The following is a 25,706-nucleotide window of genomic DNA, read 5'->3' as shown; positions in this document are numbered from 1 at the left end:
TGTCCGAGCGGTGGTGCACACTCTGCGCAGACACTGCTTCGTGGAGACGACCTCACCCGCGACGCCGCCGGCAATCGTGGGTGAGGCCGTAAGGCGTGGGGAGGCGATGGCGTGTTCGCCGGGATCGACGAGGTCGACTGGGCCTCGATGGAGCATGCCTACGGGCCTGCCGATGATGTGCCCGGCCTGCTCCAGGGCCTCGCGTCCGCCGACCCGGCGGAGCGCGAGAGAGCGCTGGACGGCATGTACGGGGCCGTGCACCACCAGGGTGACGTGTACGCGTGCACCCTGGCCTGTATCCCCTTCCTCTTCGAGCTGGTCGTGGACCCGGCGGTCCCGGACCGCGGGGGCATCGTCGAGCTGCTCACCAGCATCGGCGGCATCGACCTCGACGAGGACGACGAGGACGAGATCGACGAGGACGAGATCGAGGGCGCGGCGAACTACGCGATGGCGGCGGCGGCCGTCACCGCCGGGGCCGGGGTGTTCTTCGCGCTGATGGCCGACGACGACCCGGGGGTGCGGGTCTCCGCCCCGCTGGCCCTGGCCACCCTGCACGGGAACCCCGCGCTGGTCCTGCCGCTGCTGCGGGAGCGTCTCGCGGTGGAGCCGGACGAGGAGGTGCGGCTCGCGCTGGTCGAGGCGGCCGGGCGGGTCGCGCTGCGTCACCGCCCGCTGACCGACCAGATCGCGGACTGGCTGAGCCGGCTGGCCGCAGAGGCGTATCCGCCGGGGCTGCGGCTGGCGGCCCTGGCCCAGCTGGCGCGCTGCGCACCGCAGGCGCTGCCGGGCGATGTGGTGCGGGTGGTGGCGGGCCTGCTGCGGCAGCTGCGGTCCTCCTCCGCGGCCGGGGACGCGGAGCGGGGGTGCCGGTCCGCCGAGGCGCACAGCGAGCCGGAGCCGGCCGGGATGGAAGAGCGGGCGGAGGAGCGGGGCGCTCCGGTGACGCTGGTGGGGCAGTTGCGCGCTACGCCCGCCGAGGAGAGCGCCGGGCGCACCGCGCCCTGGACCGCCGATCTGCTGCGGACCCTGCACGTCGGTCTCGACGACCGGGTCGCGGAGCGGACGGCGCTGCTGACCGATCAGCTGTGCAGCCCCGACCGCCGGCAGCGCATCGACGCGGTCCGGATGAGCAGCGGGCTGATCCGGGCCTGGCGCGGCTCCTACGCGGAGCTGGTGCGGCTGGTCGGCGAGCAGCTCTGTGCGGCCGAACCGCGGCTGGCCGAGGCCGCCTCGCACGTGCTGGAGGAGCTGTTCGGCCTGGCCGCACCGGCCGCCGACGCGCTGGCGGCCCGGGTCGCGGCGGATCCGGGCGCGTGGGTGAAGGAGTGGGCGAGCGGGCCGCCGGGTCTGGGCAGCCCGGTGAAGGCGCTGTCCCGGCTGGGCGATGCCCGCGCCGTGCCCGCGCTGGCCGCCGCGCTGGAGCGGCCCGAGGTGCCGCACGACGTGGGGTTCGCCATCTGCTATCTGGGCCCGGCGGCCCGTCCGCTGGCCGGTGCGCTGCGGCGCAGGCTCGGTGAGGTGGGCCTCGACGAGGGGGCGTACGACCGGGCGAGCCCGCTGCTGGCCGGGCTGACCGCGCTGCGGGCGGGCGAGGCGGCGCCGGAGGTGCTGCGGGTGCTGCGCGGGGCTCCGGAGTACCGGGGCGAGTGGCTGCGTACGGCGGCGCTGCGGGCGCTCGGCTCGTTCGGGCCCGCGGCGGCCTGTGCGGTGCCGGAGCTGCGGGCGTTGATCCGGCGGCCCGGCACCTCTGCGGCGACGGAGGCCGCGGAGGCGCTCTGGGCGGTCGACGGGGACGCCTCGGCCGTGCTGCCGGTCCTGATCGAGGGGCTCCAGGCGGACCACGCGCACGAGCGGCGGGCGGCGGCGAGCGCGCTGGGCCGGCTCGGCGCGCTCGCCGAGGTGACGGCGCCCCGGCTGCGGGCGCTGCTCGGGCACGAGGAGCTGTGGCTGCGGGTGGACGCGGCGATCGCTCTGTGGGAAGTTTCCGGGCGGGCCCGGGAGTCCGTTCCGGTACTCCTGGCGGCCTGGGAACAGAACCGCCATGTCAGGGTTCGGGTGGCCGAATGCCTGGCGCGGATGGGGGCCGCTGGTGCAGGCTCTGACGCGGCACACGTGCTGCGCGCCGAGCTCGCCTCCGTACGCCGTCACAACGCGATGGACGGCGGCTACGGCAGCCATGACACATACGAGGACGAGAAGCTGCTGGCGCTCTGCCGCCGGGCGCTCATGGGTAATACGGGGAAGGGACCCACGACATGATCATTTTCGGTACGCGAGGCTATCTCTACCAACTGGCCGTGATGACGATGGTCTGCGGCTGGTGCGGGAATCCGTCCGCGCACACCCTGCGCAAGCGGGTCACGAAGTTCACGCTGTTCTTCGTGCCGCTGTTCCCCTTCTCGACGAAGTTCGCCACGCAGTGCACGTTCTGCGGCGGTGAGCAGCGGATACCCAAGGAGCAGGCCGAGCAGCTGATGGCCCAGCACGTGGCGTCGCAGGACGGCAACCCGTTCGGGCAGGGGCAGGGGCAGCCGGGCTTCGCGCCGGGAGCGCCGGGCCAGGGCCAGGGACAGGGTCAGAACCCGTATCAGCACTGAGGTGACTGAAGTATCAGCACTGACGTATCAGCACTAAATACGCATAAGAGACTTCCTCCCGAATAAGGTCTGTGGAGCCGGGGCCGTGCGCGAGCGCGCGCCCACCGGCTCGACGGACCTCGGGAACGGAGAAAGCCATGCGTGCGCAGCACCGGGCGGCGGCGCTGCTGGCCGGCGCCGCCCTGCTGGCCGGGTGCGGCACCGGCGGCGGCCTGAAGAGCACCGGAACGGTCCCGGCCGCCATCGGCCCGGCCCGCCTCTGGCCGGAGCTGCCGCCCGCCTCCGCCGCTCCGTACGACTACGGCGAGGGCGAGACCGCGCACATCCCCGGCATCACCGTCCCGGGCGGCGACGTGCACCGGCTGGACCCGGTGGCGGTGGTGCAGGCGGGCCTGGAGGCGCGCCCCGACCGGGCCAGCGGTACGGACGAGCTCCCGGCCGCGGCGGTCCGCCGGATCAAGGCCTGCCGGACCGCGCCGGACGACTGCCCGGTGCTCGCGCCGTACTACCGCGATCTGACGGGTGACGGCAGGGACGAGCTGGTCCTCGCCGTCAAGCTGGCGGACCGCCAGTTGTCCGTACGGGTCTACATGCCGGAGCCCAGCGGGCTGACCCGGATCATGTCCACCTCCGACGCCGTGATCAGCGTGGAGCTGGCGGGCCGGGACCTGATCATGCGGGCGCCCTCGGCCATCACCGGGTACGAGTACCGCACGGCCTGGTCCTGGGACAGCAGGCAGCGCGCCATGCTGCCCACCCAGGACGGGATCCTGCGCATGTCCCCGCAGCCGGAGCCCGGCCGGCGCCACCCGCAGCCCCTCCGCCCCACCGAACGTCCCGGCGAGCTGCCCTCCGCCGCGCCGACGGCGGCGCCTCCCACCGCACGGCAGAGCGCCGCGCCCACCGCGGCGCCCTCGGCCGCCGTGTCCGCGGAGCGCCGGTGAGCCGGCGGTGGCGGCGCGCCGCAGCCGGGCGGCGCGGGCTGCGGATGCCCGCCTGGACCGCGACGCTGACCTGGAAGTCCGCGGTCTTCATCACCGTGATGTGCTGCGTGCTCGCGGCCCTGCTGGGCGTGCTGGTGCACACCGCGGTCACCCGCCAGACGGTGGGCCACGCCCGCGAGAAGGCGCTGGCCCGGCTGGCGGACGTGACCGCCGCGTACGAGGCGGGCGAGGCGCTCCCGCCGCGTTCCGGCATCGATCCGCCAGGGCTGCCCGCGTCGCTGCGCGAGCTGGCGGTGGCCGGGGAGCGCGGCACCATGGTCGCGGAGAGTCTGGGCCGCCCGACGATGTGGGCCGCCGCACCGGCCGACGGCCACGCGCTGGCGACCCGGATCGACTACAGCCAGAGCGCCCGCACGATCAACGGCCTGGACGGGGCGATCATCGGCTCCTCCCTGCTGGCGATCGGCGCGACACTGCTGGCCGGCGGGTTCGCCGTCACCCGGGTGACCCGGCGGCTGCACCAGACCGCGCGGGTGGCTCGCCGGATCGGGGCCGGCGACCTCGACGCCCGCGTCAACGACCCCCGTACGGCCGATCCCACCCGGCGCCAGGACGAGGTGGCGATCGTCGCCGGAGCGCTGGACACGATGGCCTCCGCGCTCCAGCGCAAGCTGCTGGCCGAGCAGCGCTTCACCGCCGATGTCGCGCACGAGCTGCGCACCCCGCTGACCGGTCTGTCGGCCGCCGCCGAACTCCTGCCGCCCGGCCGCCCCTCCGAGCTGGTCCAGGACCGGGTCCGGACGATGCGCGCCCTCACCGAGGACCTGCTGGAGATCTCCCGGCTCGACACCCGTACCGAGCACGTCGACCTGGATGTGTACGAACTGGCGCCGCTCGCCCGGCGGGTGGTGTCCGCTTCCGGCACCGAGGTCGGGGTCGTCGAGGACGGGCCGCCGGTGCGCGTCGAGACGGACCGGCGGCGGCTGGAGCGGGTGCTCGGCAATCTGATCAGCAACGCGCACCGGCACGGCCGCCCGCCGGTCGTGCTGACGGTCGACGGGCCGGTGGTGACGGTACGCGATCACGGCGGGGGCTTCCCGGACTATCTGACGGAGGGCGGCCCGCAGCGCTTCCGTACCGAGGGCGGCAGCAAGGGGCACGGCCTCGGACTGACCATCGCCGCCGGGCAGGCCCGGGTGATGGGGGCTCAGCTGGTCTTCGAGAACGCGCCGGACGGCGGGGCGGTCGCGCGGCTGACGCTGCCGGAGTACGTACACCGCGAGGATGGGGACGAGGACGAGGAGGACGGGAAGGGGGGCGGGAAGGAGCCGCCCGGACCGCGGTCCTGACGGTCCGACACAGGAGCCTCACGAACCTCCGTACTATGACATAAGCGAAATAATCCCGACCTCTTGCTACGTTGCGTGGCATGACCGCAACGACAGCGGACGCACCCCCGCCCGAGCTGCGCCTGCCCAAGCGGCGCGGCGTGGAACTCTCGCTCCTCGTCGGGGCCGTCCTCATCTCCGTCTACGGCTACGCCGCCGTCGGTCTGGCCAGGAACGACGCGGTCCCGCCCGATGTCGCCGGGTACGGCGGCGGCCTCGGGCTGCTCGCCCTGCTGGCCCATCTCGCCGTCCGCTTCCGCGCCCCGTACGCGGATCCGCTGCTGCTGCCCATCGCCGTCCTGCTCAACGGGCTCGGGCTGGTGCTGATCTACCGGCTCGACCTGGAGACCCCGAAGGACCAGGCGGCGACCACCCAGCTCGTCTGGTCCACGCTCGGCGTCGCGTTCTTCATCGCGGTGGTGGTGTTCCTGCGCGACCACCGGGTGCTCCAGCGGTACGCGTACCTCTCGGTCGCCGCCGCGCTCGTCCTGATGATCGTGCCGATCTTCTTCCCCGCCGTGAACGGCGCGAAGATCTGGATCAGGGTCGGCGGATTCTCCTTCCAGCCGGGCGAGTTCGCCAAGATCCTGCTCGCCGTGTTCTTCGCCGCCTACCTCGCGGCGAACCGCAACGCCCTCGCGTACACCGGACGCAGGATCTGGAAGCTGCAGCTCCCCACCGGCCGGGTGCTCGGCCCGATCGTGGCGATCTGGCTGTTCAGCGTCGGGGTGCTGGTCCTGGAGCGCGACCTGGGCACCTCGCTCCTCTTCTTCGGCCTGTTCGTGATCATGCTGTACGTGGCGACCGGCCGGACCGGCTGGATCGCCGTCGGGCTGCTGCTCGCCGCCGTCGGCGCGTTCGTCGTCGGCTCCTTCGAACCACATGTGCACAGCCGGGTGCAGGACTGGATCGACCCGTTCGCCTCCATCGACGCGGGCCGGGGGCCGAGCCAGCTCGCCCAGTCGCTGTTCGCCTTCGCGGCCGGCGGGATGCTCGGCACCGGGCTCGGGCTCGGGCACTCCATCCTCATCGGGTTCGCCGCCAAGTCCGACTTCATCCTGGCGACGGCGGGCGAGGAGCTGGGGCTGACCGGGCTGACGGCGATCTTCATGCTGTACGCGCTGCTGGTGGCGCGCGGCTACCGGGCCGGCCTCGCCCTGCGCGACTCGTTCGGGCGGCTGCTCTCGATCGGTCTCGCCTCGATCCTGGCGCTCCAGGTGTTCGTGATCGCGGGCGGCGTGATGGGGCTGATCCCGCTGACCGGTATGGCGATGCCGTTCCTCGCCCAGGGCGGTTCGTCCGTGGTCACCAACTGGATCATCGTGGCCCTGCTGATCCGGGTCAGCGACCAGGCCCGCAGACCCCACCCGGACCAGGTGGAGACCGGAGTCATCGCACCCATCCTGGAGGACGAGCTGTGATCCCGTACGCGCCGACCGCCCGGGAGGCCCGGCCGTGATCCGCTACATCCGGCGCGCCGCCGCCTTCTGTCTGCTGCTGCTCGTGGCGTTGCTGCTGAACGCCGCCCGCGTCCAGGTCTTCGAGGCCCCCTCCCTCGACGACAACGCGGCCAACCGCCGCAACACGATCGACCGTTACGACCAGCCGCGCGGCAACATCCTGGCCGACGGCAAGCCCGTCACCGGCTCGAAGGACACCGGCGAGCAGCTCGCGTACGAGCGCACCTACCGCCGCGGCCCGCTGTACGCCCCGGTGACCGGATACGCCTCGCAGACGTACGGCACCACCCTGATCGAGAACGCCGAGGACGACATCCTGTCCGGCGCCGATCCGATGCTCGCCCCGCTCCCCTTCTGGAACGAGGTAACCCGCAGCCGGCAGCCCGGTGGTGACGTCGCCACCACGGTCAAGGACTCCATGCAGCGCGCCGCCTACGAGGGGCTCGGCGGCCGGCGGGGCGCCGTCGCGGCCGTCGAGCCGACGACCGGCAAGATCCTGGCCCTGGTCTCGACGCCCTCGTACGACCCCGGGCGGCTCTCCGGCACCGGTTCGTCCGTCACCGACGCCTGGCGGGAGCTCAACGCGGACACCAGTCAGCCGATGCTCAACCGGGCCATCCGGCAGACCTATCCGCCCGGCTCCACCTTCAAGATCGTGACGGCGGCGGCGGCGCTGGACGCCGAGGTCGTCACAGACCCGGACGCCGCCACCGACACCCCCTCCCCCTACGTCCTGCCGAACACCTCGACGCCGCTGCCCGACGAGGCGAGCGGCTGCGAGGACGCGTCCCTGGCCGAGGCGATCCGGGTCTCCTGCAACACCGTGATGGCCCGGCTCGGGGTGCGGGTCGGGCTGGACGGCATGGTGGAGGCGGCCGGGAAGTTCGGCTTCAACGACACCGGGCTGCAGATCCCGTCCGGGGTGGCGAAGAGCAACTTCGACACCGACATGAGCGACGACCAGCTGGCCCTGTCCTCGATCGGCCAGTTCGACACGACGGCGACCCCGCTCCAGATGGCGATGGTGGCCTCGGCCGTGGCGAACGGCGGCGAGCTCATGTACCCGCACCTGGTGGACCGTACGACCACGCACAGCGGCTCCACCGTCCGCACCACGGGATCGCGCACCTACCACCGGGCGATGAATCCGCAGACGGCTTCGGAGCTCCGGCGGATGATGATCGACGTGGTGCGGGACGGCACCGGGGGCAACGCGGCCATCAACGGGGCGACCGTCGGCGGCAAGACCGGAACGGCCCAGCACGGCGTCGACAACACGGGCACCCCGTACGCCTGGTTCATCTCCTGGGCACAGGCGGAGGACTCCGCCCGGCCCGCCGTCGCGGTCGCCGTGGTCGTCGAGGACGCCGCCGCCGACCGGGCCGACATCAGCGGCGGCGGCAGCGCCGCGCCGATCGCCCGTTCCGTCATGGAGGCGGCGCTGGCGGACTGACGGACTGCACACGTGGCGCGGTGAGCCGGTCAGCCGGCCTGTGCGGCGCCGATCGGTTTGCGCGACTCGGCCCTGACCTTGGCGGTGTCCAGCGCGGCCTTTTCGAGGTCGGCCTTCTCGGGGGCCTGGCTCGCGGATTCGGGCGTGACGACGGCGACGAAGGCCGCCGTGTTCCCGTCGCCCCAGGCGCACATGGGGAGGGTGCTGGTGATCCCGCCCTGCTCCGACCGCACGACCTGGCAGGACACGGTGATGCCGTAGCCCTCGGGGGTGAACTCCCTGGCGGGGACGGCGATGGTCATGCCGTCGGTCTGGGTGGCCCCCTCCAGGATCTTGTCCCGGGTGAACTCCGGTCCCTTGATCCGTCCCCACAGTCCGGAGACGACCAGGGTGCCGCCGGCGGACGAGGTGTACTGCGTGACGACGGCCTTGGCGTCGCGGATGCTCGGATCGTCGGCCTCCTCGATCTCCCGGCCGTCGGTCGAGGAGGAGTCCTTGAGCAGGGTGTACTCGCCGTCCAGCAGCTTCTTGGGCGCGGTCAGTTCGTACTCGGCCGCCGGGAACCCCCGCCCGGCCACGGACTCCCCGACGTCGGCCAGCGTGGCGACCCCGAACACGATGCCCCCGGCCACCACCAGCGCGCCGACGGTTATCCCCACGATCAGCCCGGTCCGGTTCTTCCGAGGCGGCGGCCCCTGCGGGAAGCCGAACGGCTGCGGCGGCCCCTGCGGATACCCGAAGGGCTGCGGGCCCGGGGCGGACTGCGGGCCGTACGGGGCCTGCTGCCCGTACGGGGCGTACGGAGTCTGCGGGGCGTACGGGGCCTGCGGGCCGTACGGGTTGCTCTGCGGGGGCTGCGGCGGCGGTCCGTACGGGCCCTGCGGTGCTCCGTACGGACCCTGCGGCGGCTGCGGCGGCGGCGTGGTCATGGCGCCCAAGTTACGTCATGCGGGCGAACACGATTTCGAACCCTCCGGGGACGTCCGGCGCGTCCCGGCCCCCGGTGCGGGCCTGTTGGCGCGCCCGGAAAAGGCGCGTGCCGACGCGTTGCCGTCGGTACGCTCCACGCGTGACCACCGAACCCCCGGACGCCACCGCACCCTTGGGCAACTCCGATGCGGACAGAGGCAGTTGGATCGTGCGAGCCGCATGGGGCGTTCTCACGTCGCTGCTGGCCGCGTTCGCCGTCTTCGAGAGTCAGAAGTACGGCGTGCCCACCACGGTCGCGGCGCTGGTCTCCTTCGTGCTGCCCGACCTGGCGCGACTCGTCGGCATCCGCCCGCCCGGCCTGGCCCACCGCATCGTGAACAGCTGGTGGATACCGCTCGTCGTGCTGGCCGGCTACTCCGTCGGGCCGGTCGTATGGCCACCGCTCTTCACCGCCGGCCTCGGCCGGCTCACCCGCATCGCCTACGCGCGGACGCTCGGGCGGCCCGCCTCCGCCCGCTCGATCCCGGCCGCCGGGTAGGGCGTCCGCCTGCTCTCTCCGAGCAGGCGGCGGTGGAAGCCGTCCAGGACCACGGCGGCCGCCGCGTGCCGGTCGAGGACCGCGGCGGCCCCGGGCGGTACGCCCTCGGGACGGTCGCCCGCGATCCAGCGACGCAGGAAACCGGCGTCGCACACCTCGTCAAACAGATGGTGGCGGATCAGGTGCCCGGCGACGTAGTGGCGGTCGTAGGCGAGGTGCCCGGCCAGGAACGCGGACTCGTCCGGCGAGAGTTCGAACCCGGTGCTGAGAGCGAGGCCGAAGTCCGCGAAGCGGATCGAATGGCCGTCGGTCAGGATGTTGCCGAAGTGGGCGTCGAAGTGCACGAACCCGTGGGAACTCATGAAGTCCGCCCCTCGGGCCAGGGTCTCGTCCAGCCACTCGAACGGCGGGCTCTCCCCGCCCTCCCGGGCCGCCGCGCGGCGCTCGCCCAGCCAGGCCCCGAGGGTCTGCGGCACGTGCTCCAGGAAGAGCACCAGACTGGCCGAGGAGCCGGCAATGGCCTCCAGCCGGTCGCGTACGGCCGAGGAGCCCTCCCAGTGGGCGACCGCCCCGTCGATGCCCCCGAACTCGTCCATGAAGTCCTGCGGGGCCGAGTCCGGCAGGACGCGCCAGTGGTACATCAGCGGAAAGTCCGGACAGGCGTCGGCGAGAACCCAGTTGGTGGTGACGATGTGTGCGGCCAGTTCCCGCCAGGCGCCGAATCCGGCCGAGCCGATCCCGTACTGGTAGAACACCGGCAGCCCGAAGAGGTTGGCGGTCGACCGCACGTTCTCCGGCCGCAGTTCGAGGTCTGTCAGAGGCACCCGTTTGACGAAGACCCGTCTCCCGCACACGTCCAGCTCCGCAGACCTGCCGCCGATGCCGGCCCCGGCCGGCGTGGCCGCGCGGACCACCTCGCGGAGCCGGTGGTCGCTCAGCAGCGACAGGTGGGTGGAGACCGACCCGTGGGCGGCGAGGCGTGCGTGATGGTCCCGGCCCGGGGCGGGACCGGCCGAACCGGCGCTGTCATCGCTCCGAGGCATACGGCCGACCTTACTCAACGCGCCCCGCGCCGCCCCGGTTCAGGTGGCCGACGGTGCCGCGTCGCCGCCGTCCGCTATCGCCTCCGCGACCTCCGCCACCCGTGCCTCCTCCTCCACCGCGAAGCGGTCCCGGTCCAGTTGTTCGGCGATCTCCTCGTCCTGCGCCATCAGCAGGTCCAGGCTGGAGTCGCCCAGTTCGAGGACGCCCATGTCGACGTAGGCCTTCTGGAGCCGCTCACCCCACAGGCCGATGTCCTTGACGCACGGGACGATCCGGCTGAACAGCAGCTTGCGGAACAGCTGGAGGAACTCGGAGTGCTCGGAGAGCTCCTTGGCCTCCTGCTTGCCGATGCCGAAGTTCTCCAGCACCTCCACGCCGCTGAGCCGGTCGCGCATCAGGTAGCAGCCCTCGATGACGAACTCCTCGCGCTCGCGCAGTTCCGCGTCGCTCAGCTGCTTGTAGTAGTCGCGCAGCGCCATCCGGCCGAAGGCCACGTGGCGGGCCTCGTCCTGCATGACGTAGGCGAGGATCTGCTTGGGCAGCGGCTTGGTCGTCGTATCGCGGATCATGCCGAACGCGGCCAGCGCGAGGCCCTCGATGAGGACCTGCATGCCCAGGTAGGGCATGTCCCAGCGGGAGTCGCGCAGGGTGTCCCCGAGGAGGCCCTGGAGGTTGTCGTTGACCGGGTACAGCATCCCGATCTTCTCGTGCAGGAACCGGCCGTAGATCTCCGCGTGCCGGGCCTCGTCCATGGTCTGGGTCGCGGAGTAGAACTTGGCGTCCAGGTCGGGGACCGACTCCACGATCCGGGCCGCGCAGACCATCGCGCCCTGCTCGCCGTGGAGGAACTGGCTGAACTGCCAGGAGGTGTAGTGCTGGCGCAGCTCGCCCCGGTCCTTCTCGGTCATCTTCGCCCAGTGCGGGGTGCCGTACAGGGTGAGGGCCTCGTCAGGGGTGCCGAGCGGGTCGGTGGGATCGACCTCCAGGCTCCAGTCGATGCGCTTGTTGCCGTCCCACTGCTTGTCCTTGCCCTTCTGGTAGAGGGCGAGGAGGCGTTCGCGGCCGTCGTCGTAGTCCCAGCTGAAGCGGGCGGCTCCGGAGGCGGGTACGGTCCACAGCGGCTGGTCGGGGGCGGTGGTGTAGAGGTCGTGGGTCGACATGGACGGCTCCTTCGCCTCGCATGCTTCGGCAATTCACATGCCGACTGGCTCAGTTGGCAGGTTCACACGTTGGTAGACGCCGGGTCAACAAGTCGTGCGCAAGGGATTGACGAGCTTGCTGACAGAAGGTCTTATAAGAGGTGACCGCCGGTAACCCAGGTGTGAGGTGGATCCAGCCATGACGACAGTGACCGAAGACGACGTGCGGCTGCTCCGTGACGCACTCGGCCCGCTCCGGGACCGCGAACAGATCGCGGAACGGCTGCTGGAGGCTTCGGCCAAGCACTCCTTCGACCCCGACAAGGAGCTCGACTGGGACTCGGTGGCCGAGGACGGCAAGTGGTTCTGGCCGCCCGAGCTGGTCTCCCTCTACGACACCCCGATGTGGCGGAAGATGTCGCTGGAGCAGCAGCAGGAGCTGGCCCGGCACGAGTCGGCCTCGCTGGCCTCGCTCGGCATCTGGTTCGAGATCATCCTGATGCAGCTGCTGGTCCGGCACATCTACGACAAGCCGGTGGTCAGCAACCACGTCCGCTACGCCCTCACCGAGATAGCCGACGAGTGCCGGCACTCGATGATGTTCGGCCGGATGATCACCTGGGGCGGGGCGCCCTGCTACCCGGTCCCCCGCCGCTACCACAACCTCGCGCGGGTGCTGAAGACCATCTCCACCACGCCCGGTTCATTCGCGGCCACCCTGCTCGGTGAGGAGATCCTCGACTGGATGCAGCGGCTGACCTTCCCCGACGAGCGCGTCCAGAGCCTGGTGCGCGGTGTGACCCGCATCCATGTGATCGAGGAGGCCAGGCACGTCCGGTACGCCCGCGAGGAGCTGCGCCGCCAGATGGTGACCGCACCGCGCTGGGAGCGCGAGCTGACCCGGGTCAGCTGCGGCGAGGCGGCCCGCGTCTTCTCCGTCTGCTTCGTCAACCCGCAGGTGTACGGACACGTGGGCCTGGACCGCCAGGAGGCCGTGGCCCAGGTGCGGGAGAGCGGACACCGGGCGGAGGTCATGCAGTCGGGCGCCAAGCGGCTCACCGACTTCTTCGACGACATCGGAGTACTCAACGGGGTGGGCCGCAGACTGTGGAAGAACTCGGGCCTGCTCGCCTGACGGCGGTGGCGATTACGCTTGCGGGTATGACCCCTGCCGCAGCCGCGCCCCCGCAGCGCGCGTACCGAAGGCTCAGCGTCGAGGAGCGGCGCACCCAGCTCCTCGGTGCGGCACTCACCCTCTTCGCGCACCGGGCCCCCGACGAGGTCTCGCTCGACGAGGTCGCCACGGTGGCCGGAGTCTCCCGGCCGCTGGTCTACCGCTACTTCCCCGGCGGGCGCCAGCAGTTGTACGAGGCGGCCCTCAGGTCCGCCTCCGAGGAACTGATCCTGTGCTTCGCGGAACCGGCCGTGGGCCCGCCCACGGAGCGGGTGACGCGGGTGCTGGACCGCTATCTCGCCTTCGTCGACCAGCACGACGCCGGGTTCAGCGCGCTGCTGCGCGGCGGCAGTGTCGCCGAGACGTCCCGTACGAGCACGATCGTCGACGAGGTGCGGCGGGCGGCGGCCGACCAGATACTGCTGCACCTGGGCCGGGGCGCGGGCAGCGATCCCGGGCCCCGGCTGCGGATGATGGTGCGCACCTGGATAGCGGCCGTCGAGGCGGCCTCGCTGATCTGGCTGGACGAGGGGAAGCAGCCGGCCGCGTCCGAGCTGCGCGACTGGCTCGTCGACCAGTTCATCGGACTCCTCGCGGTCACCGCGGCCACGGACCCGGCCACCGCCACCGCCGTCGCCGAGCTGCTGCCCCTGGAGACCGCGGCGGGTCCGGCCGGCCGGCTGGCGGAGCGGCTGATCCCGGTGGTCGGTGCGGCGGCGCATCTGCTGCCCCCGGACTGATCGGTCAGACTGGGCGGGTGAGAAGCGAGAACGTCCCCTTCACCGGCGGCCCGCTGGACGGGCGGGCCCTGCCCGTACTCCTCGGCGCGACCGGCCACCCGCCCAAGTGGTACGAGGTCCCGGTCCCGGACGCCGACGGCGGGCCCGCCACCGTGCACGCGTACCGGCGGGTCCCGGCCGGGTACTCCAAGCGGCTGGGCATCCAGCGCGGCTGGGTGTACGAGTACGCCCCGGGCGGCCGCGAGCGCCACAGCCCCAAGTGGCCCTGGTCGAAGCCGGGATGACGTCGGCGGGGTGGAGCGGTCCCGGCCTTGTGCCCCGGTCGGTCTAAGATCGACGGTCAGGTCCGAGGACGGTCACATAGGGGGTGCGCCATGGAGGCGCTGCGTCAGGACGATCCACGTCGCTTCGGCCCGTACACGGCGCTGGTGCGGCTGCGTGAGACGGCCGCGGCGGTGCACTACCTCGCGCGCGGCGCGACCCCGCAGGACCTCGCCGTGATCACGGCGGCGCGGCCCGAGCTGGCCGCGCTGCCCGGCTTCCGGCGGCACTTCGAGGCGGAGGCCCGGACCGCGGACCGGCTGGCCGGTGGCTGGGTGGCGGCGCAACTGGACACCGGCAGGGACGGGGCGGAGGACGACGGGCCGCTGTGGACGGCCGCGGAGTACGTGCCGGCGCTGACCCTGGCCGAGGCGATCGAGACCGCCGGGCCGCTCCCCGAACGGGCCGTGCGGATACTGGGCGCGGGCATCGCGGAGACCCTCTCCCGGGTGCACGCCACCGGAGCCGTACTGCAGGGGCTCGCACCCAGGACGGTGCTGCTGGCCGGGGACGGGCCACGGCTCACCGCCTTCGGCCCGCTGGGCGCGGCGGCCGACGCGGAGGCGCGGCCGGGCGGGCAGCTCTCCGTCCGGCTCGGCTATCTGACCCCGGAGCAGATCGAGGGTGAGGAGGCCGGTCCGGCCTCCGACCTCTTCGTGCTGGGCCTGCTGCTCGCGTACGCGGCGACCGGCAGCACCCCGCTGGCGGACGGCCCCGCGACGGAGGCGGCCGAGCGGATCGCCCACACCGACCCGGAACTGGCCTCCGTGCCGGACGCGTTGCGCGATCTGGTCGGCCGCTGCCTGGCGAAGGACCCGGACGACCGGCCGACGGCCGGCGCGGTGGCCGCGGAACTGGCCCTGGAGGGCGCGGCAGGGCTCGCGAAGGGCGGCGACTGGCTGCCGGCTCCGCTGTCGGCGGCGGTGGCGGAACAGGGCGTGCGCGCCCAGGCGCTGGAGACCGCGCCGCCCGTCATCGAGGACGCCGTGCCCGCCACGGATGCGACGGACGCGACGGATGCGACAGACGCGGCGGACGCGGTCGCTGCGGCGGACGCGGCGGGCACCCCGGCGGACCCGGACGTGCCCGACGCCCCCGAAGTCCCTGACGTGCAGGACGCCGTGCCCCTCGCGCTCCCCGCCGGGGACGGCTCCGGGGAACCCGCGACCGGCCGGGACACCCGTACCGCCCAGTTCGGGATCATCGACCCCCGTGCACCCCGGTCCGACCTGGCGACGACGCAGCTCTCACTCAACCGTGAGCTGCCCGGCCCCGCCGGACCGCCGGCCGGTCAGGCGCATCAGCCCCCTCAGTCCCCCCAGGCTCCTCAGTCCCCCCAGGCTCCTCAGCCGCTGCCCTACAACGCCCCCGCGGCGCCCTTCCCCCACGCGGCCCTCCCGGTGCCTCACCCGGCTGCCCAGGGCCCTGCTCCGCTTCCCACCCCCTTCCCTCTCCGGGCCGCTCCCGAGCGCCTCTCCGCCGGACGCCGGAGCCTGCTGATCGGGGCCGCGGCCGGGGTCGCCGGGCTCCTGGTCGGCGGTGGCGCGGTGTTCGCGTTCGGTTCCGGCGACGACGACGAGCCCACGGACGACGCAAAGCCCGCCCCGAGCACCAGCAGGGCCGCCGTCGCCGGACTGCCTCCGCAGCCGCGCTGGGTCCACGCGCACCCGGAGTCCGAACCGGCCCCGCGCACCGCCGCGCTCTGGAACGACCGGCTGCTGGTGCTCACCGACGCGGCCCACGCCACCGCCATCGACCTGCGCACCGGCCGCCGGGTCTGGCAGAACGCGGACGCCGCCAAGGGACAGGCGGCCCTGCCCGCGGGCAAGGAGCTGTGCTTCGTCGCCGCTCCTGACGAGTTCCTGTGGCTGTCGGCGAAGGACGGCAAGGTCGCCCACCGGCTGACGTACGCCGACGGGTTCGACGGCGCTCCGCACCTGGTGGTGCCCGAGCTCGTCGGCGCGTCCGGTTCGACCGTCTGGTTCACCGGCTCCACCAAGTCCACCGTGAAGGCCCCCAAGCCGAAGAAGGGCAAGAAGCGCGGGAAGGACAAGGTGCTCGTCAAGTCGTACCTGTTCGGGTACGACATCGAGCAGCGCAAGGAGCTGTGGCGGACGCCCGTACCCACCGGCCGGGGCCCGGAGGCGCCGGAGTACCGGCTGATCGCGGTGCGGCCGGACGACATCGTCGTACGGCAGAGCCAGCAGTCGCTCACCGCGGCGGACGTGAAGGCGGCCAAGGGCAAGGGCAGGTTCCGCAGCTTCGACCGGAAGACCGGGAAGGCGAAGTGGACCGAGGCGTTCGGCACCGTCACACCCGGCGGCGCTGCCGTGGGCGATGCGGACGGCCTGCTGTACGCGGCCGTCGGTGACGACCTCCGGGCCTTCGGGACGCCCGACGGAAAGCCGAAGTGGACGCTCAACGGCACCCACGGCTCCCACTTCGGGAACTCGGTCGAGGCCGGCGCGCTGCTGCACACCACCAACAGCAACCAGGAGGTGGGGGCGGTCGACCGGGAGACCGGGCGGTCACGCTGGCAGCGGTCGACGGAGGGGCCGCGCACCGACGTGACTCCCGTGATCAGCGTCAGCGGCACCGGCAAGACCCTGCTCGCGGCGAGCTCCGGCCAGGTCACCGCGTTCGCGGCGGCCGACGGACGGCGGCTGTGGAAGTTCCAGGACATCGGGGAACAGGACCCGAAGGGCGCCACGGTCACCACCACGTACCAGGTACTGCCCTTCGGGAAGAGCGCCGTCGTCCGGCGCGGCCGGATGGTCTACGCGTTCCCGATCGACTGACCGGTCGAACTGACCCGCCGGACTGATCAGTCGAACTGACCGGCCGGTCGGCCGCCGGTCCGGAGGGCGGCGTGGAACCGCCGCCTTCCGGGGGATCCGGCCGCCGCCACGCACCTCGGTTCTTGAATCACCTGACGGCAGGTGAGCGTATAGAGGCATTGCGCTCACTTATGGGGTAGTCCGACGATTCGCCCCGCTACCGGAGGTGATGTCGTGCCGGGCAGTGTCTTGCGCTCCGTCTGCACGGCGGCGCTCGCAGCCGTCGTCGTGACGTCACCGGCCGCCGCCGTGGCCGCACCCTCCCCCTCCCCGTCCCCCTCTCCCGTGGGCGAGGCCGCCCCGGAAGCGGCGGATCCCGCCACCGGCGCCGCCGCGCTGCTGGTGGAGCTGCAGAAGCTGTACCAGCAGGCCGAGGAGGCCACCGAGACCTACAACGGGACGGCGGCCGAGCTGAAGAAGCGGACGGCCGAGGCGAAGAAGCTGGACGCCGCCCTCGTCACCGCCCGGCTCTCGCTGTCGCGCGGCCGCGACGCCGCCGGACGCCTCGCCCGCGAGCAGTACCAGGGCCGGTCCGACTTCTCCTCGTATCTGCGACTGCTGCTGTCCCGCGACCCCGCGCAGGCCCTGGACCAGGGCCAGGTCATCCAGCGGCTGGCCGCAGGCCGGGTGGCGGCCGTGAAACGGCTCACCGGTGCCGAGAAGCACGCCGACGAACTGGCCAAGGAATCCCGCAAGGTGCTCGACCGGCAGCAGGTGCTGGCCGCACGGCAGAAGAAGGACCGCGACGCCGTGCAGAAACGTCTGAAGGAGGTCGAGGCGAAGCTCGCCACGCTCTCCGCGGACCAGCTCGCCGAGGTGTCCGGCCTCGAACAGAAGGGCACGGCAGAGGCCCAGAACGCACTGGTCACCTCGGGCGCCCTGTCCTCGACCCGGCCGCCGTCGGAGGAGGGCGGCGAGGCGGTCCGGTACGCGGTCCGGCAGATCGGCAAGCCGTACGTGTGGGGCGCGGAGGGCCCCTCGTCCTTCGACTGCTCCGGGCTCACCTCGCAGGCCTGGGCGGACGCCGGACGCACCATTCCGCGTACGTCGCAGGAGCAGTGGCGGCAGCTCCGCAAGGTGCCGGTGAGCGCGCTGCGCCCGGGTGACCTGGTGGTCTACTTCCCGAAGGCCACGCACGTGGCGCTGTACATCGGCAACGGGCTGGTGGTGCAGGCACCCCGCCCGGGCTCCCTGGTGAAGGTCTCACCACTGGCCTCGAACCCGCTGCTGGGCGCGGTCAGGCCGGACCCGGAGAGCACCCCGCTGCGTACGTACAAGGCTCCGGAGCTCCCCGGAGGGGCCTCCGGTGGCTCGGACGAGGGCTACAGCGTCTCCACCGCGCCCACCGGATGACAGCGCACCCGCTGAACGGACCGGCCGGGGCGGGCAGGTCCGTTCAGCGGGTGGAGAGCACTCAGGCCCCGGACACCGAGGCGAGGTACGCGTTCGTCTTCTCCGGCTCGAAGAAGAAGTTGTCGAAGTCCGCCGGGTCGTTGAATCCGTTGGCGAAGCGGTCCGCGACCGGCTGGAGCTGGCCGGCGGCGCCGATCAGGTTCAGCACGTGCTCCGGCGGCACGCCGAGCATCGCGTTCGTCCACCTCACGGCGTGCTGGGCGGTGTCCCAGTAGCGGTCGAACGTGGACTGCATCCACGCCGCGTCGAACTCGCCGTCGCCGTGCTCGATGATCGAGTCCAGGTAGGCGTTCGCGCACTTGGACGCCGAGTTGGAACCCTGGCCGGTGATCGGGTCGTTGGCGACGACCACGTCCGCTACGCCGAGCACCAGACCGCCGCCGGGCAGCCGGCCGATCGGCTTGCGGACGGTGGGGGCGTAGCGGCCGGCGAGGGTGCCGTTGGCGTCGGTCAGTTCGACCTTCGTGGCGCGGGCGTACTCCCACGGGACGAACCGCTCCATCAGCTCCAGCGTCATGGCCAGGTGCTCCGAGGGGTCCTTGATGCCCTGGAAGACGTCGAGCGGACCGCCCGGCACGCCCTCCCAGAACAGGATGTCGGCCCGGCCGGACGTGGTCAGCGTCGGCATCACGAACAGCTCGCCCACGCCCGGGACCAGGTTGCACCGCACCGCGTCGAACTCGGGGTGCTCCGGGCGCGGACCCATGCCGTGGACGTACGCGACGGCGAGGGCGCGCTGCGGGGCGTCGAACGGGGAGCGGGACGCGTCCCGGCCGAACATGGAGACCAGCTCGCCCTTGCCCGCGGAGACCATCACCAGGTCGTAGGTGCGGGAGAAGTAGTCCAGGTCCGAGACGGCAGCGCCGTGGATGACGAGCTGTCCACCGCGCTGGGCGAAGGTGTCCATCCAGCCGGCCATCTTCACGCGCTGGTCCACGGACTGCGCGAAGCCGTCCAGCTTGCCGACCCAGTCGACGGCGCGCGAGGAGTCGGGTGCGGTCACCGAGACGCCGAGGCCCTCGATGCGCGGGGCCTGGGACTCCCAGAAGTTGAGCTGGTAGTCCCGCTCGTGCTGGAGCGCGGTGTGGAACATGCACTGCGTCGACATGACCCGCCCCGAACGGATCTCGTCGGCGGTGCGGTTGGACATGAGGGTGACTTCGTACCCTCTGGACTGCAGTCCCAGGGCGAGCTGGAGCCCGGACTGACCGGCTCCGACTATGAGTATCTTCCGCATCGCGGTTCTCCGTTGTGTGTGACGTGCGAGCTATTCCGGGGATACCTCGAGGGCGTGGCCCACCAGGGCCAGCAGAGCCTCGACGACGTTGATCCTGTTACGCGCGTCCATGATCACAACAGGTACGTGCGGGGGTACGGTCAGGGCCTCCCTGACGTCCTCGGAGTCGAACCCGGGCGTGCCCTCGAAGTGGTTGACGGCCACGATGTACGGCAGTCCGCAGCTCTCGAAGTAGTCGAGGGCCGGGAAGCAGTCGGCCAGCCGTCGGGTGTCGGCCATCACGATCGCGCCGATCGAGCCGCGCACCAGGTCGTCCCACATGAACCAGAAGCGCTGCTGGCCCGGGGTGCCGAAGACGTACAGCACGAGGTCGTCGCCGAGCGTGAGGCGGCCGAAGTCCATGGCGACGGTCGTGGTGACCTTGTCGGGCGTGGCGCTGAGGTCGTCGGTCTCCTCGCTGGCCTGGGTCATCATCGCTTCGGTCTTCAGCGGGGTGATCTCGGAGACCGCGCCCACGAAGGTGGTCTTGCCGACGCCGAAGCCGCCCGCGACCACTATCTTCGTGGCGACCGGGGCCCTGGTGTGGTCCAGCTGCCAGTCCTGCAGGCCTTCTTCCGCCTGGTCCCCGGGCCCCGGCTGACGCGGGGCGAACAGCTGCGACTCGGAGACGTCAGAGACGACGGAGTCCATTGAGCACCCTTTCGAGCAGTGCGCGGTCGGGCTGGCCGGTGCCGTGCCCGGTCCCGTACACGCGGATCTTTCCCTGGTCGGCCAAGTCGCTGAGCAGTACCCGGACCACGCCGAGCGGCATCTTCAGCAGTGCGGAGATCTCCGCGACGGTACGCATCCGGCGGCAGAGCTCGACGATGGCCTGGAGCTCCGGCATGACGCGCGAGGCAAGGTTGCCGTTCGTCAGTTCACGCCGCTCGTGCGGGGCTTCGAGCGCGGCCACGAACGTCTCGACGAGCAGGACGTGGCCGAACCGGGTGCGGCCGCCGGTGAGCGAGTACGGGCGGACCCGGGCGGGGCGTTTGTCCGCCCCCCGGACGGGGAGCCTGCGGGCGGGTTCGGCGGCGGCGGGGGTCACTGGGCGCTCTCCATCGATTTGCGCAGCTCACTGCGGAGTTCGGGGGTGAGTACGTGGCCGGCTCGGCCGACGAAGAGCGCCATGTGGTAGGCGATGACGCTCATGTCGCAGTCGGGGGTGGCGTGCACGCCGAGCAGCGAGCCGTCGCTGATCGACATGACGAAGACGCTGCCCTCCTCCATGGCGACCATCGTCTGCTTGACACCGCCGCCCTCCATCAGCTTCGCGGCGCCGACGGTGAGGCTGCCGATCCCGGAGACGATGGTCGCCAGGTCGGCGCTGGAGCCCCGGGGGCCGTCCTGCTTGCCTGTGATCCGGGCGGCCTGGTGGCCGGGGTCGGAGGAGAGCAGCATCAGGCCGTCCGACGAGACGACGGTGACCGAGTGGACCCCTGGCACCTCCTCCACCAGATTGCTCAGCAACCACTGAAGGTTCCGGGCCTCGGTACTCAGGCCGAATGTGCTGGGCGCAGTCAACTGCGTGCCTCCTCGACTGTGTCCCCCGTCTCGTCGGTTCGACCGTCGGTACGGTCGGCCGCCTCAGTTTGGCCTGTACGTGCGGTGCGCGCGGCCGGAACGGCCGTCCCCGGCGTGGTGGACTCGGCGATCTCCGCCTCGACGTCCCTGCGGCCGTCCTTCGCGCCCTGGTGGAAGCCGCCCAGCCGGCGGCGCAGGGCGTCCTTGTCCACGCTGCCCGTGCGGTCCGCGGCGGGGGCGGCGGCCGGCGCGACGACCTTGGGGGTGCGCTTGGGCAGCCCCTTCTCCGTGACCCGGGCCGCGGCGCGGTCGGGCTCCGGGTGGCGCGGACCGGGCACGGTGTCGGCCGCCGGGGCGGCGACGGGCGCGGGGGCCGGGGCGGGCGGGGCCGGGGCAGGCGCCGGGGTGGGCGCCGGGCCGGGCTCCGGCTGCGGGCCCTCGTCGGCGGCGCGCTCGTGGGTGTCGGGGCCGATGGCGTAGGGGCCGGACGCGAGCGTGGGCTCGGGTCCTTCGCCGAAGGCGGGCGCGTGGGTGAACTCGGGTACGTCGTCGAACTCGGGCACCCGGGGAAGCCGGACCTGCATCGTGGTCTCGGAGTCGCTCTCCGGACGCGCCGAGGGCGGCTCGGGCGCGGATTCCGGTGCGGACGCGGGCTCTGTTGCGGACGTGGGCTCTGTTGCCGGTGCGGACTCGGGTTCGGGCTGGGGTGCCGGTGCGGCCTCGGGCTGCGGCTGGGTTCCGGCCTCGGGCTGCGGCTGGGTTCCGGCCTCGGACTCGGCGATCGTCTGTTCGGCCGCCGCGATCAGCGGGTCGGCCGAGAGTGCCGGTGTGCGGCTCGGCAGTGCGTTGGAGTTGGCCTCCGCCACCGAGCCCGGCAGGTTCAGCGTCGGTGCGTCGCCGGGCGCGGTGACCGGCGGCGGGGTGGCGGCGGGCGGTGCCTTCGGCAGCAGGGCGGTGGGCAGGACGACGACCGCCGTCACCCCGTTGCCCTTCTGCTCGCGCAGCTGGACCCGCACGGCGTGGCGCGCGGCCAGCAGCGAGGTCACCTGGAGGCCGAGACCGGCGCCGTCCGCGTTCTGTTCGCCCGCCTCGAAGAGCGACGGGTCGGCCAGCCGGGTGTTGAGCTCGCCCATCCGTACGGACGACATGCCGATGCCCTCGTCCTGCACGGAGAGCATGACCTCGCCGGTCTCCAGCAGCCAGCCGGAGAGCTGGACCTTGGAGTCGGGCGGCGAGAAGGAGGTGGCGTTCTCCAGGAGTTCCGCGACCAGGTGGCTGAGGTCGTCGGCGGCGAATCCGGCGATCTGGGCGTGCGGCGGCAGGGACTGGATGGTGACCCGCTCGTACCGCTCGATCTCGCTGACCGCCGCGCGCGCCACGTCGACCAGCGGAATCGGGCCCGGGTGGGCGTGTCCGTGCTCGGCGCCCGCGAGGACCAGCATGTTCTCGCTGTGGCGGCGCATGACCGTGGCCATGTGGTCGAGCTTGAAGAGGGTGGCGAGCCGGTCCGGGTCCTGCTCGCGCTCCTCCATCGACTCGACGACCCCGAGCTGGCGCTCGACGAGGCCGAGGTTGCGCAGCGAGAGGTTGACGAAGGTGTGGTGGACGGTGTTCTTCAGCTTCTCCAGCTGGGCGGTCAGGTCGGCCGTGTGGACCTGGAGTTCGGCGCGCTGGATGGTGAGCGCCTCGCGGCCCGCGATCAGCTCGGCGCGTTCGCTCTCCAGCTTCCCGAACCGCCCGTTGAAGTCGTGGAGCAGTCCGTGCAGCCTGCCGTGCAGGGCGTTGATGGACCGGACGACCTGGGCGAACTCGTCGTTGCGGCCGGTGTAGCGGACCGGTTCCGCGGTGTCGGGTTCCGTCGCGAGGCGGGCGGCACCGATCCGCAGCACGGCGAGCGGCTGGGTGAGGGTGCGGGCCACGGCGGTGGAGACGCCGACGGCGATCAGGAAGCAGCCGCCGAGCAGCGCGATCCGCAGTTCGAGCGCGGTGACGTCGTCGTCGCGCAGCTGCTCCAGCCGCTGCACCTGGGCGGTGCCGAGCGCGGACTCGACGCTGCGCATCCGGTCGATCCGGGCGGAGAGCGCCGCTCCGGTCTTCTTGCTGCTGACCTTCTGGTCGGCGTCGGAGAGCTCGGGGCGGTCGGTGAGCTCCGCGAGGTACTTCTCCGCGTTGTTGACCTCGGGGCCGGTGACGGTGGACGCGAGCTTGTCGCGGGCGGTGGCGCCGGCCGCCTGGTCGAAGTCGGCGAGCGAGGACAGCTCGCCGACCCGGGCCTGCTGGGCGGCGGCGCTCAGCTCGTCCCGGGTGCGGTCGTCCTTGGTGGCGCCCTCGTCCTGGGTCTGGACGGGCAGCCCGGTGAAGGGGTCGGTCTGTGTCACCGGCTCCTTGCGGGGGACGGCGAGCGCGGCGAGCAGCAGCCCGCGGGTGGCCGAGGCGTGCTCGGTGGCCTGGCCGAGGGCGAGCGGGGCGCGGCCCGCTCCGGCGGCGCGCGGCGGGGTCTTCTCCGCGAGCTCGTCCGCGAGGCCGTGGAGCTTGGCGATGACCTCGGAGTACGACTGGTGGGCCTCCAGCGCCGAACCCTTGCCGCTGACGGCGTCGCGGCGCAGCGAGGGGATGGTGGAGAGGTCGCGGCGCAGGACTTCGGGGGCCGCGTCGCGGATCTCGTCGACCTGCTGGTCGACGCGGGCGCTCCGGCTCCCGGTGGCGCCGCCCTGACCGGGCTTTCCCTCCCGGCCGGCGGCGATGTACGCGGTGACCTCGTCGCGCTCGTCCGCGAGGGAGTGCGCCAGCGCGATGGCCTGCTGGTTCAGCTCGGCGAGGGTGACCAACCGCTGCGAGTCGTTCAGCTCTGAGGAGGCGCTGAGGGCGGCCGGAGCCCCCGCGGCTATGACGGTGATCCCGACGACCGCGACTCCCGCGACCAGCCGACTGCGTACGCGCACGGTGCGCCCGCCTTCGGCCGGCGCCGAAGACGCCACCTCGGAACCGCTGTTCTTGCTGCCCTTGCTCCGAGGCCGCTTCTTCTGCACCGGTGCTCGCAATCTTGACTCGTCCGCCCTTGAAGCAGAGGTGACGCACGGCCACTTGAACGAGCGCCCCGCCTCCTGGTACGGCTTCTGACCATTCCAGTGCTTTTGAGAGGGGGGCGCGCATCAACCGCTCCGCCACTCGAACGAGTGAACAACACTCAAGAGTTGACGAACAACTCTCCCCACGGGGCCCCGTGGGTACACCTGGCCGTCCGGCTGGAACTTCCGGGCGGGCTTTGGCAGGATGCCCGCCCGCACACCTGGCGGAGTGATTACCTCCGCTCCAGCCGCCCGCCTGACCTGCTGGTACGAGCCGGCCCGGCTCCGTGCACGCCTCGTGAAGGCGTCGTGCAGACTGACCGTATGCGTATGGAGCTCGCCACCACCGCCGGCATTCCCGGGCGCTCGAACGAGGACTGGGCCGCCACCGTCCTCCCCGCTTCCGGCCAGGGCGGGGGGCTGGTGCTGCTCGACGGGGTCACCCCGCCGCAGGGGGACGACGGTTGTGTGCACTCGGTCCCGTGGTTCACCGCACGGCTGGGCGGCGCACTGGTCGAACTGTCGGGTTCGCGGCGAGATCTGACCCTGCGGGAGATCCTGGCCGCGTCCATCCGGCGCACCGCGGACGCGCACCGTTCCCTGTGTGACCTTTCTCACGTGCGCACACCGCAGGCAACCGTCGTCATGGTGCGTTGGGACGAGACGGCCATCGAACACCTGGTCCTGTCCGATTCCGTGCTGCTCCTCGAATCGCCCGACGGAACCGTGCGCGCCCTGCTGGACGACCGGCTCGACCGGCTGCCGGCCACCTCGCTCGCCTCGGAGGCGATCACCGACGCGCGGGCCCGGAACAAGGAGGGCGGCTTCTTCACCGCCGCCGCCGATCCGGCCGTGGCGCAGCGCGCGGTGACGGGGCGTACGCCCCGCGCCGAGGTGCGGGCCCTGGCCGCGATGACGGACGGCGCGAGCCGCTGGACGGAGATGTTCGGCGAGGGCGACTGGACGGACTGCCTCGGGGTGCTGCGCAAGGAGGGGCCCCAGGGGCTGATCGACCGGGTCCGGGCCCTGGAGGACGCGGACACGGACCGTATCCGGCTGCGGCGCGCCAAGACCCACGACGACGCGACGGCGCTCTACACGGAGCTGTGAGCCGGTGCGCGGCGACGCGCCCCGGCAACCGTCCCGGTCAGTCCTCCGCGCGGGCGTTCAAGTGGTGCAGCAACCGGGCCAGTTCCGCGACCTCGGCCCGGTCCCAGTCCGCGAGCTTGCTCACGTAGCGGTCCCGGCGGGCGTCACGGACGTGCCGGAAGCGTTCGAGGCCCTCGTCGGTGAGGCGGACGAGGAAGGCCCGCCCGTCGGCCGGATCGGGCTCGCGCGCCACCAGTCCGAGACCTTCGAGGGCGCGCAGTTGACGGCTCATGGTGGCCTTCCCGACCCCGAAGTACGAGGCGAGATCCGTGGCCCGCTGCCGGCCCGCCGACTCCAGGCGCACGAAGAGCCCGTAGGCGGCGGCCTCCAGCTCCGGGTGCACCTCCCGCGCCATCTCGCCGGAATTCGCCCGCGCACGGCGCAGGAACACCGCCAATTCCAGCTCCAGGGCAAGGAATTCGTGGTCCACACCACTAGCCCCGGCTGCGCCGGGTTCACTCCCTCTTTCGCTCCCGTGCACGTCAACACCCCTCATGAGCTTTCCTGCCGCTGAAAGTTTCTTTCACCGCTGGTCATCGCCGCAGCTCCGCCAGTATTTCGCAGGAGTAGACCAACGGCACCGCCCTGGCCCTCTTCCGCGACGCGGGTCTACGTGCGTAGCGTCATGTATGGCATGTTCACACCATGACGTGCCTTCGGGGGTGCGCCCGCCGGTCCCCGAGTCAGCAGATCCCCCCACTGAGGCCT

22 protein-coding genes are annotated in these 25,706 nt (G+C 72.3%); 13 read left to right on the top strand and 9 right to left on the bottom strand.

Going from position 1 to position 25,706, the window contains the following annotated elements; all coding sequences use genetic code 11:
- Nucleotides 1–111: 111 nt before the first annotated feature.
- The 6 genes from OG892_RS27870 to OG892_RS27845 all read left to right on the top strand — a co-directional run bounded on the left by OG892_RS27870 (nt 112) and on the right by OG892_RS27845 (nt 7,845).
- On the top strand, nt 112–2,262 hold the full coding sequence (locus tag OG892_RS27870) for a PBS lyase (RefSeq protein WP_328865406.1): 2,151 nt from the start codon (nt 112–114) through the stop codon (nt 2,260–2,262).
- Nucleotides 2,259–2,600, top strand: a complete 342-nt coding sequence (locus OG892_RS27865; RefSeq protein WP_328865407.1) for a zinc-ribbon domain-containing protein — start codon at nt 2,259–2,261, stop codon at nt 2,598–2,600. Before OG892_RS27870 ends, OG892_RS27865 begins: the two co-directional genes overlap by 4 nt.
- 137 nt (nt 2,601–2,737) lie before the next feature.
- Complete coding sequence (locus tag OG892_RS27860) at nt 2,738–3,544, top strand: hypothetical protein (RefSeq protein ID WP_073736925.1); 807 nt, start codon at nt 2,738–2,740, stop codon at nt 3,542–3,544.
- 44 nt (nt 3,545–3,588) lie between these two features.
- A complete protein-coding gene (locus OG892_RS27855) occupies nt 3,589–4,893 on the top strand; it encodes an ATP-binding protein (protein ID WP_371631702.1) in 1,305 nt (434 codons plus the stop codon).
- Between the two features lie 80 nt (nt 4,894–4,973).
- Nucleotides 4,974–6,353, top strand: a complete 1,380-nt coding sequence (locus OG892_RS27850) for an FtsW/RodA/SpoVE family cell cycle protein (protein WP_327339016.1) — start codon at nt 4,974–4,976, stop codon at nt 6,351–6,353.
- 34 nt (nt 6,354–6,387) lie between these two features.
- Entirely contained in the window at nt 6,388–7,845 is a 1,458-nt protein-coding gene (locus OG892_RS27845) for a penicillin-binding protein 2 (protein WP_328865409.1), read from the top strand.
- Nucleotides 7,846–7,874: 29 nt separating this feature from the next.
- Here OG892_RS27845 and OG892_RS27840 read toward each other — a convergent pair whose 3' ends face one another.
- The gene (locus tag OG892_RS27840) at nt 7,875–8,774 is read right to left on the bottom strand and encodes a hypothetical protein (RefSeq protein WP_328865410.1); all 900 of its coding nucleotides are present in this window, start codon (nt 8,772–8,774) and stop codon (nt 7,875–7,877) included.
- A gap of 140 nt (nt 8,775–8,914) precedes the next feature.
- Here OG892_RS27840 and OG892_RS27835 point away from each other — a divergent pair, with 140 nt between their 5' ends.
- Nucleotides 8,915–9,313, top strand: coding sequence for a hypothetical protein (locus OG892_RS27835; RefSeq protein WP_328865411.1), 399 nt, complete (start codon nt 8,915–8,917; stop codon nt 9,311–9,313).
- Here OG892_RS27835 and OG892_RS27830 read toward each other — a convergent pair.
- Entirely contained in the window at nt 9,256–10,356 is a 1,101-nt protein-coding gene (locus OG892_RS27830; protein ID WP_328865412.1) for a protein kinase family protein, read from the bottom strand. The two genes, OG892_RS27835 and OG892_RS27830, sit on opposite strands and share 58 nt — an antisense overlap.
- A gap of 39 nt (nt 10,357–10,395) precedes the next feature.
- Entirely contained in the window at nt 10,396–11,517 is a 1,122-nt protein-coding gene (locus OG892_RS27825; RefSeq protein ID WP_327339012.1) for a ferritin-like domain-containing protein, read from the bottom strand.
- A gap of 178 nt (nt 11,518–11,695) precedes the next feature.
- On the opposite strand from OG892_RS27825, the gene OG892_RS27820 reads away from it, so the two are divergent.
- From OG892_RS27820 to OG892_RS27800, 5 genes are all read left to right on the top strand, one after another.
- Nucleotides 11,696–12,631: a diiron oxygenase gene (locus tag OG892_RS27820; protein ID WP_073736931.1), complete on the top strand. Its 936-nt coding sequence runs from the start codon at nt 11,696–11,698 to the stop codon at nt 12,629–12,631.
- Between the two features lie 26 nt (nt 12,632–12,657).
- Nucleotides 12,658–13,410, top strand: a complete 753-nt coding sequence (locus tag OG892_RS27815; protein WP_328695591.1) for a TetR/AcrR family transcriptional regulator — start codon at nt 12,658–12,660, stop codon at nt 13,408–13,410.
- 17 nt (nt 13,411–13,427) lie between these two features.
- A complete protein-coding gene (locus OG892_RS27810) occupies nt 13,428–13,694 on the top strand; it encodes a hypothetical protein (RefSeq protein WP_073736933.1) in 267 nt (88 codons plus the stop codon).
- A 90-nt stretch (nt 13,695–13,784) separates the two neighbouring features.
- Complete coding sequence (locus OG892_RS27805) at nt 13,785–16,529, top strand: PQQ-binding-like beta-propeller repeat protein (RefSeq protein WP_371630573.1); 2,745 nt, start codon at nt 13,785–13,787, stop codon at nt 16,527–16,529.
- Nucleotides 16,530–16,742: 213 nt separating this feature from the next.
- Nucleotides 16,743–17,921 (top strand): NlpC/P60 family protein, encoded by a 1,179-nt coding sequence (locus OG892_RS27800; protein WP_371630572.1) that lies wholly within the window; start codon nt 16,743–16,745, stop codon nt 17,919–17,921.
- A gap of 61 nt (nt 17,922–17,982) precedes the next feature.
- Here OG892_RS27800 and OG892_RS27795 read toward each other — a convergent pair whose 3' ends face one another.
- Genes OG892_RS27795 through OG892_RS27775 form a run of 5 tightly spaced genes read right to left on the bottom strand, consistent with a single transcriptional unit; the run spans nt 17,983 to nt 23,810 of the window.
- The gene (locus OG892_RS27795; protein ID WP_371630571.1) at nt 17,983–19,218 is read right to left on the bottom strand and encodes a styrene monooxygenase/indole monooxygenase family protein; all 1,236 of its coding nucleotides are present in this window, start codon (nt 19,216–19,218) and stop codon (nt 17,983–17,985) included.
- A 30-nt stretch (nt 19,219–19,248) separates the two neighbouring features.
- A complete protein-coding gene (locus OG892_RS27790) occupies nt 19,249–19,908 on the bottom strand; it encodes an ATP/GTP-binding protein (protein ID WP_073736937.1) in 660 nt (219 codons plus the stop codon).
- On the bottom strand, nt 19,889–20,305 hold the full coding sequence (locus OG892_RS27785; protein ID WP_371630570.1) for a DUF742 domain-containing protein: 417 nt from the start codon (nt 20,303–20,305) through the stop codon (nt 19,889–19,891). The genes OG892_RS27790 and OG892_RS27785 overlap by 20 nt, the downstream gene beginning before the upstream one ends.
- Nucleotides 20,302–20,781 carry a roadblock/LC7 domain-containing protein gene (locus OG892_RS27780; RefSeq protein WP_073736939.1) on the bottom strand — a complete coding sequence of 160 codons (480 nt, stop codon included), beginning with the start codon at nt 20,779–20,781 and terminating at the stop codon, nt 20,302–20,304. The genes OG892_RS27785 and OG892_RS27780 overlap by 4 nt, the downstream gene beginning before the upstream one ends.
- On the bottom strand, nt 20,778–23,810 hold the full coding sequence (locus OG892_RS27775) for a nitrate- and nitrite sensing domain-containing protein (protein WP_371630569.1): 3,033 nt from the start codon (nt 23,808–23,810) through the stop codon (nt 20,778–20,780). The genes OG892_RS27780 and OG892_RS27775 overlap by 4 nt, the downstream gene beginning before the upstream one ends.
- A gap of 363 nt (nt 23,811–24,173) precedes the next feature.
- On the opposite strand from OG892_RS27775, the gene OG892_RS27770 reads away from it, so the two are divergent.
- Entirely contained in the window at nt 24,174–24,959 is a 786-nt protein-coding gene (locus OG892_RS27770) for a protein phosphatase 2C domain-containing protein (protein ID WP_371630568.1), read from the top strand.
- Nucleotides 24,960–24,996: 37 nt separating this feature from the next.
- Here the strand turns inward: OG892_RS27770 and OG892_RS27765 are convergent, their stop codons facing one another.
- The gene (locus OG892_RS27765; protein WP_371630567.1) at nt 24,997–25,494 is read right to left on the bottom strand and encodes a MarR family winged helix-turn-helix transcriptional regulator; all 498 of its coding nucleotides are present in this window, start codon (nt 25,492–25,494) and stop codon (nt 24,997–24,999) included.
- Nucleotides 25,495–25,706 lie beyond the last annotated feature (212 nt).

Origin of the sequence: Streptomyces sp. NBC_00341 (assembly GCF_041435055.1) — a bacterium.
GTDB lineage: Bacteria > Actinomycetota > Actinomycetes > Streptomycetales > Streptomycetaceae > Streptomyces.
The sequence above is the reverse complement of the archived record's forward strand: the minus strand, read 5'-3'. Positions and strand labels throughout refer to the sequence as shown.

Excerpts from the sequence above, each read along its gene's own strand:
- OG892_RS27850 (WP_327339016.1), top strand. The coding sequence starts at position 4,974 with ATGACCGCAACGACAGCGGACGCACCCCCGCCCGAGCTGCGCCTGCCC.
- OG892_RS27865 (WP_328865407.1), top strand. The coding sequence starts at position 2,259 with ATGATCATTTTCGGTACGCGAGGCTATCTCTACCAACTGGCCGTGATG.
- OG892_RS27815 (WP_328695591.1), top strand. The coding sequence starts at position 12,658 with ATGACCCCTGCCGCAGCCGCGCCCCCGCAGCGCGCGTACCGAAGGCTC.
- OG892_RS27840 (WP_328865410.1), bottom strand. The coding sequence starts at position 8,774 with ATGACCACGCCGCCGCCGCAGCCGCCGCAGGGTCCGTACGGAGCACCG.
- OG892_RS27765 (WP_371630567.1), bottom strand. The coding sequence starts at position 25,494 with ATGAGGGGTGTTGACGTGCACGGGAGCGAAAGAGGGAGTGAACCCGGC.
- OG892_RS27820 (WP_073736931.1), top strand. The coding sequence starts at position 11,696 with ATGACGACAGTGACCGAAGACGACGTGCGGCTGCTCCGTGACGCACTC.
- OG892_RS27770 (WP_371630568.1), top strand. The coding sequence starts at position 24,174 with ATGCGTATGGAGCTCGCCACCACCGCCGGCATTCCCGGGCGCTCGAAC.
- OG892_RS27795 (WP_371630571.1), bottom strand. The coding sequence starts at position 19,218 with ATGCGGAAGATACTCATAGTCGGAGCCGGTCAGTCCGGGCTCCAGCTC.
- OG892_RS27790 (WP_073736937.1), bottom strand. The coding sequence starts at position 19,908 with ATGGACTCCGTCGTCTCTGACGTCTCCGAGTCGCAGCTGTTCGCCCCG.
- OG892_RS27830 (WP_328865412.1), bottom strand. The coding sequence starts at position 10,356 with ATGCCTCGGAGCGATGACAGCGCCGGTTCGGCCGGTCCCGCCCCGGGC.
- OG892_RS27805 (WP_371630573.1), top strand. The coding sequence starts at position 13,785 with ATGGAGGCGCTGCGTCAGGACGATCCACGTCGCTTCGGCCCGTACACG.
- OG892_RS27825 (WP_327339012.1), bottom strand. The coding sequence starts at position 11,517 with ATGTCGACCCACGACCTCTACACCACCGCCCCCGACCAGCCGCTGTGG.
- OG892_RS27855 (WP_371631702.1), top strand. The coding sequence starts at position 3,589 with ATGCCCGCCTGGACCGCGACGCTGACCTGGAAGTCCGCGGTCTTCATC.
- OG892_RS27860 (WP_073736925.1), top strand. The coding sequence starts at position 2,738 with ATGCGTGCGCAGCACCGGGCGGCGGCGCTGCTGGCCGGCGCCGCCCTG.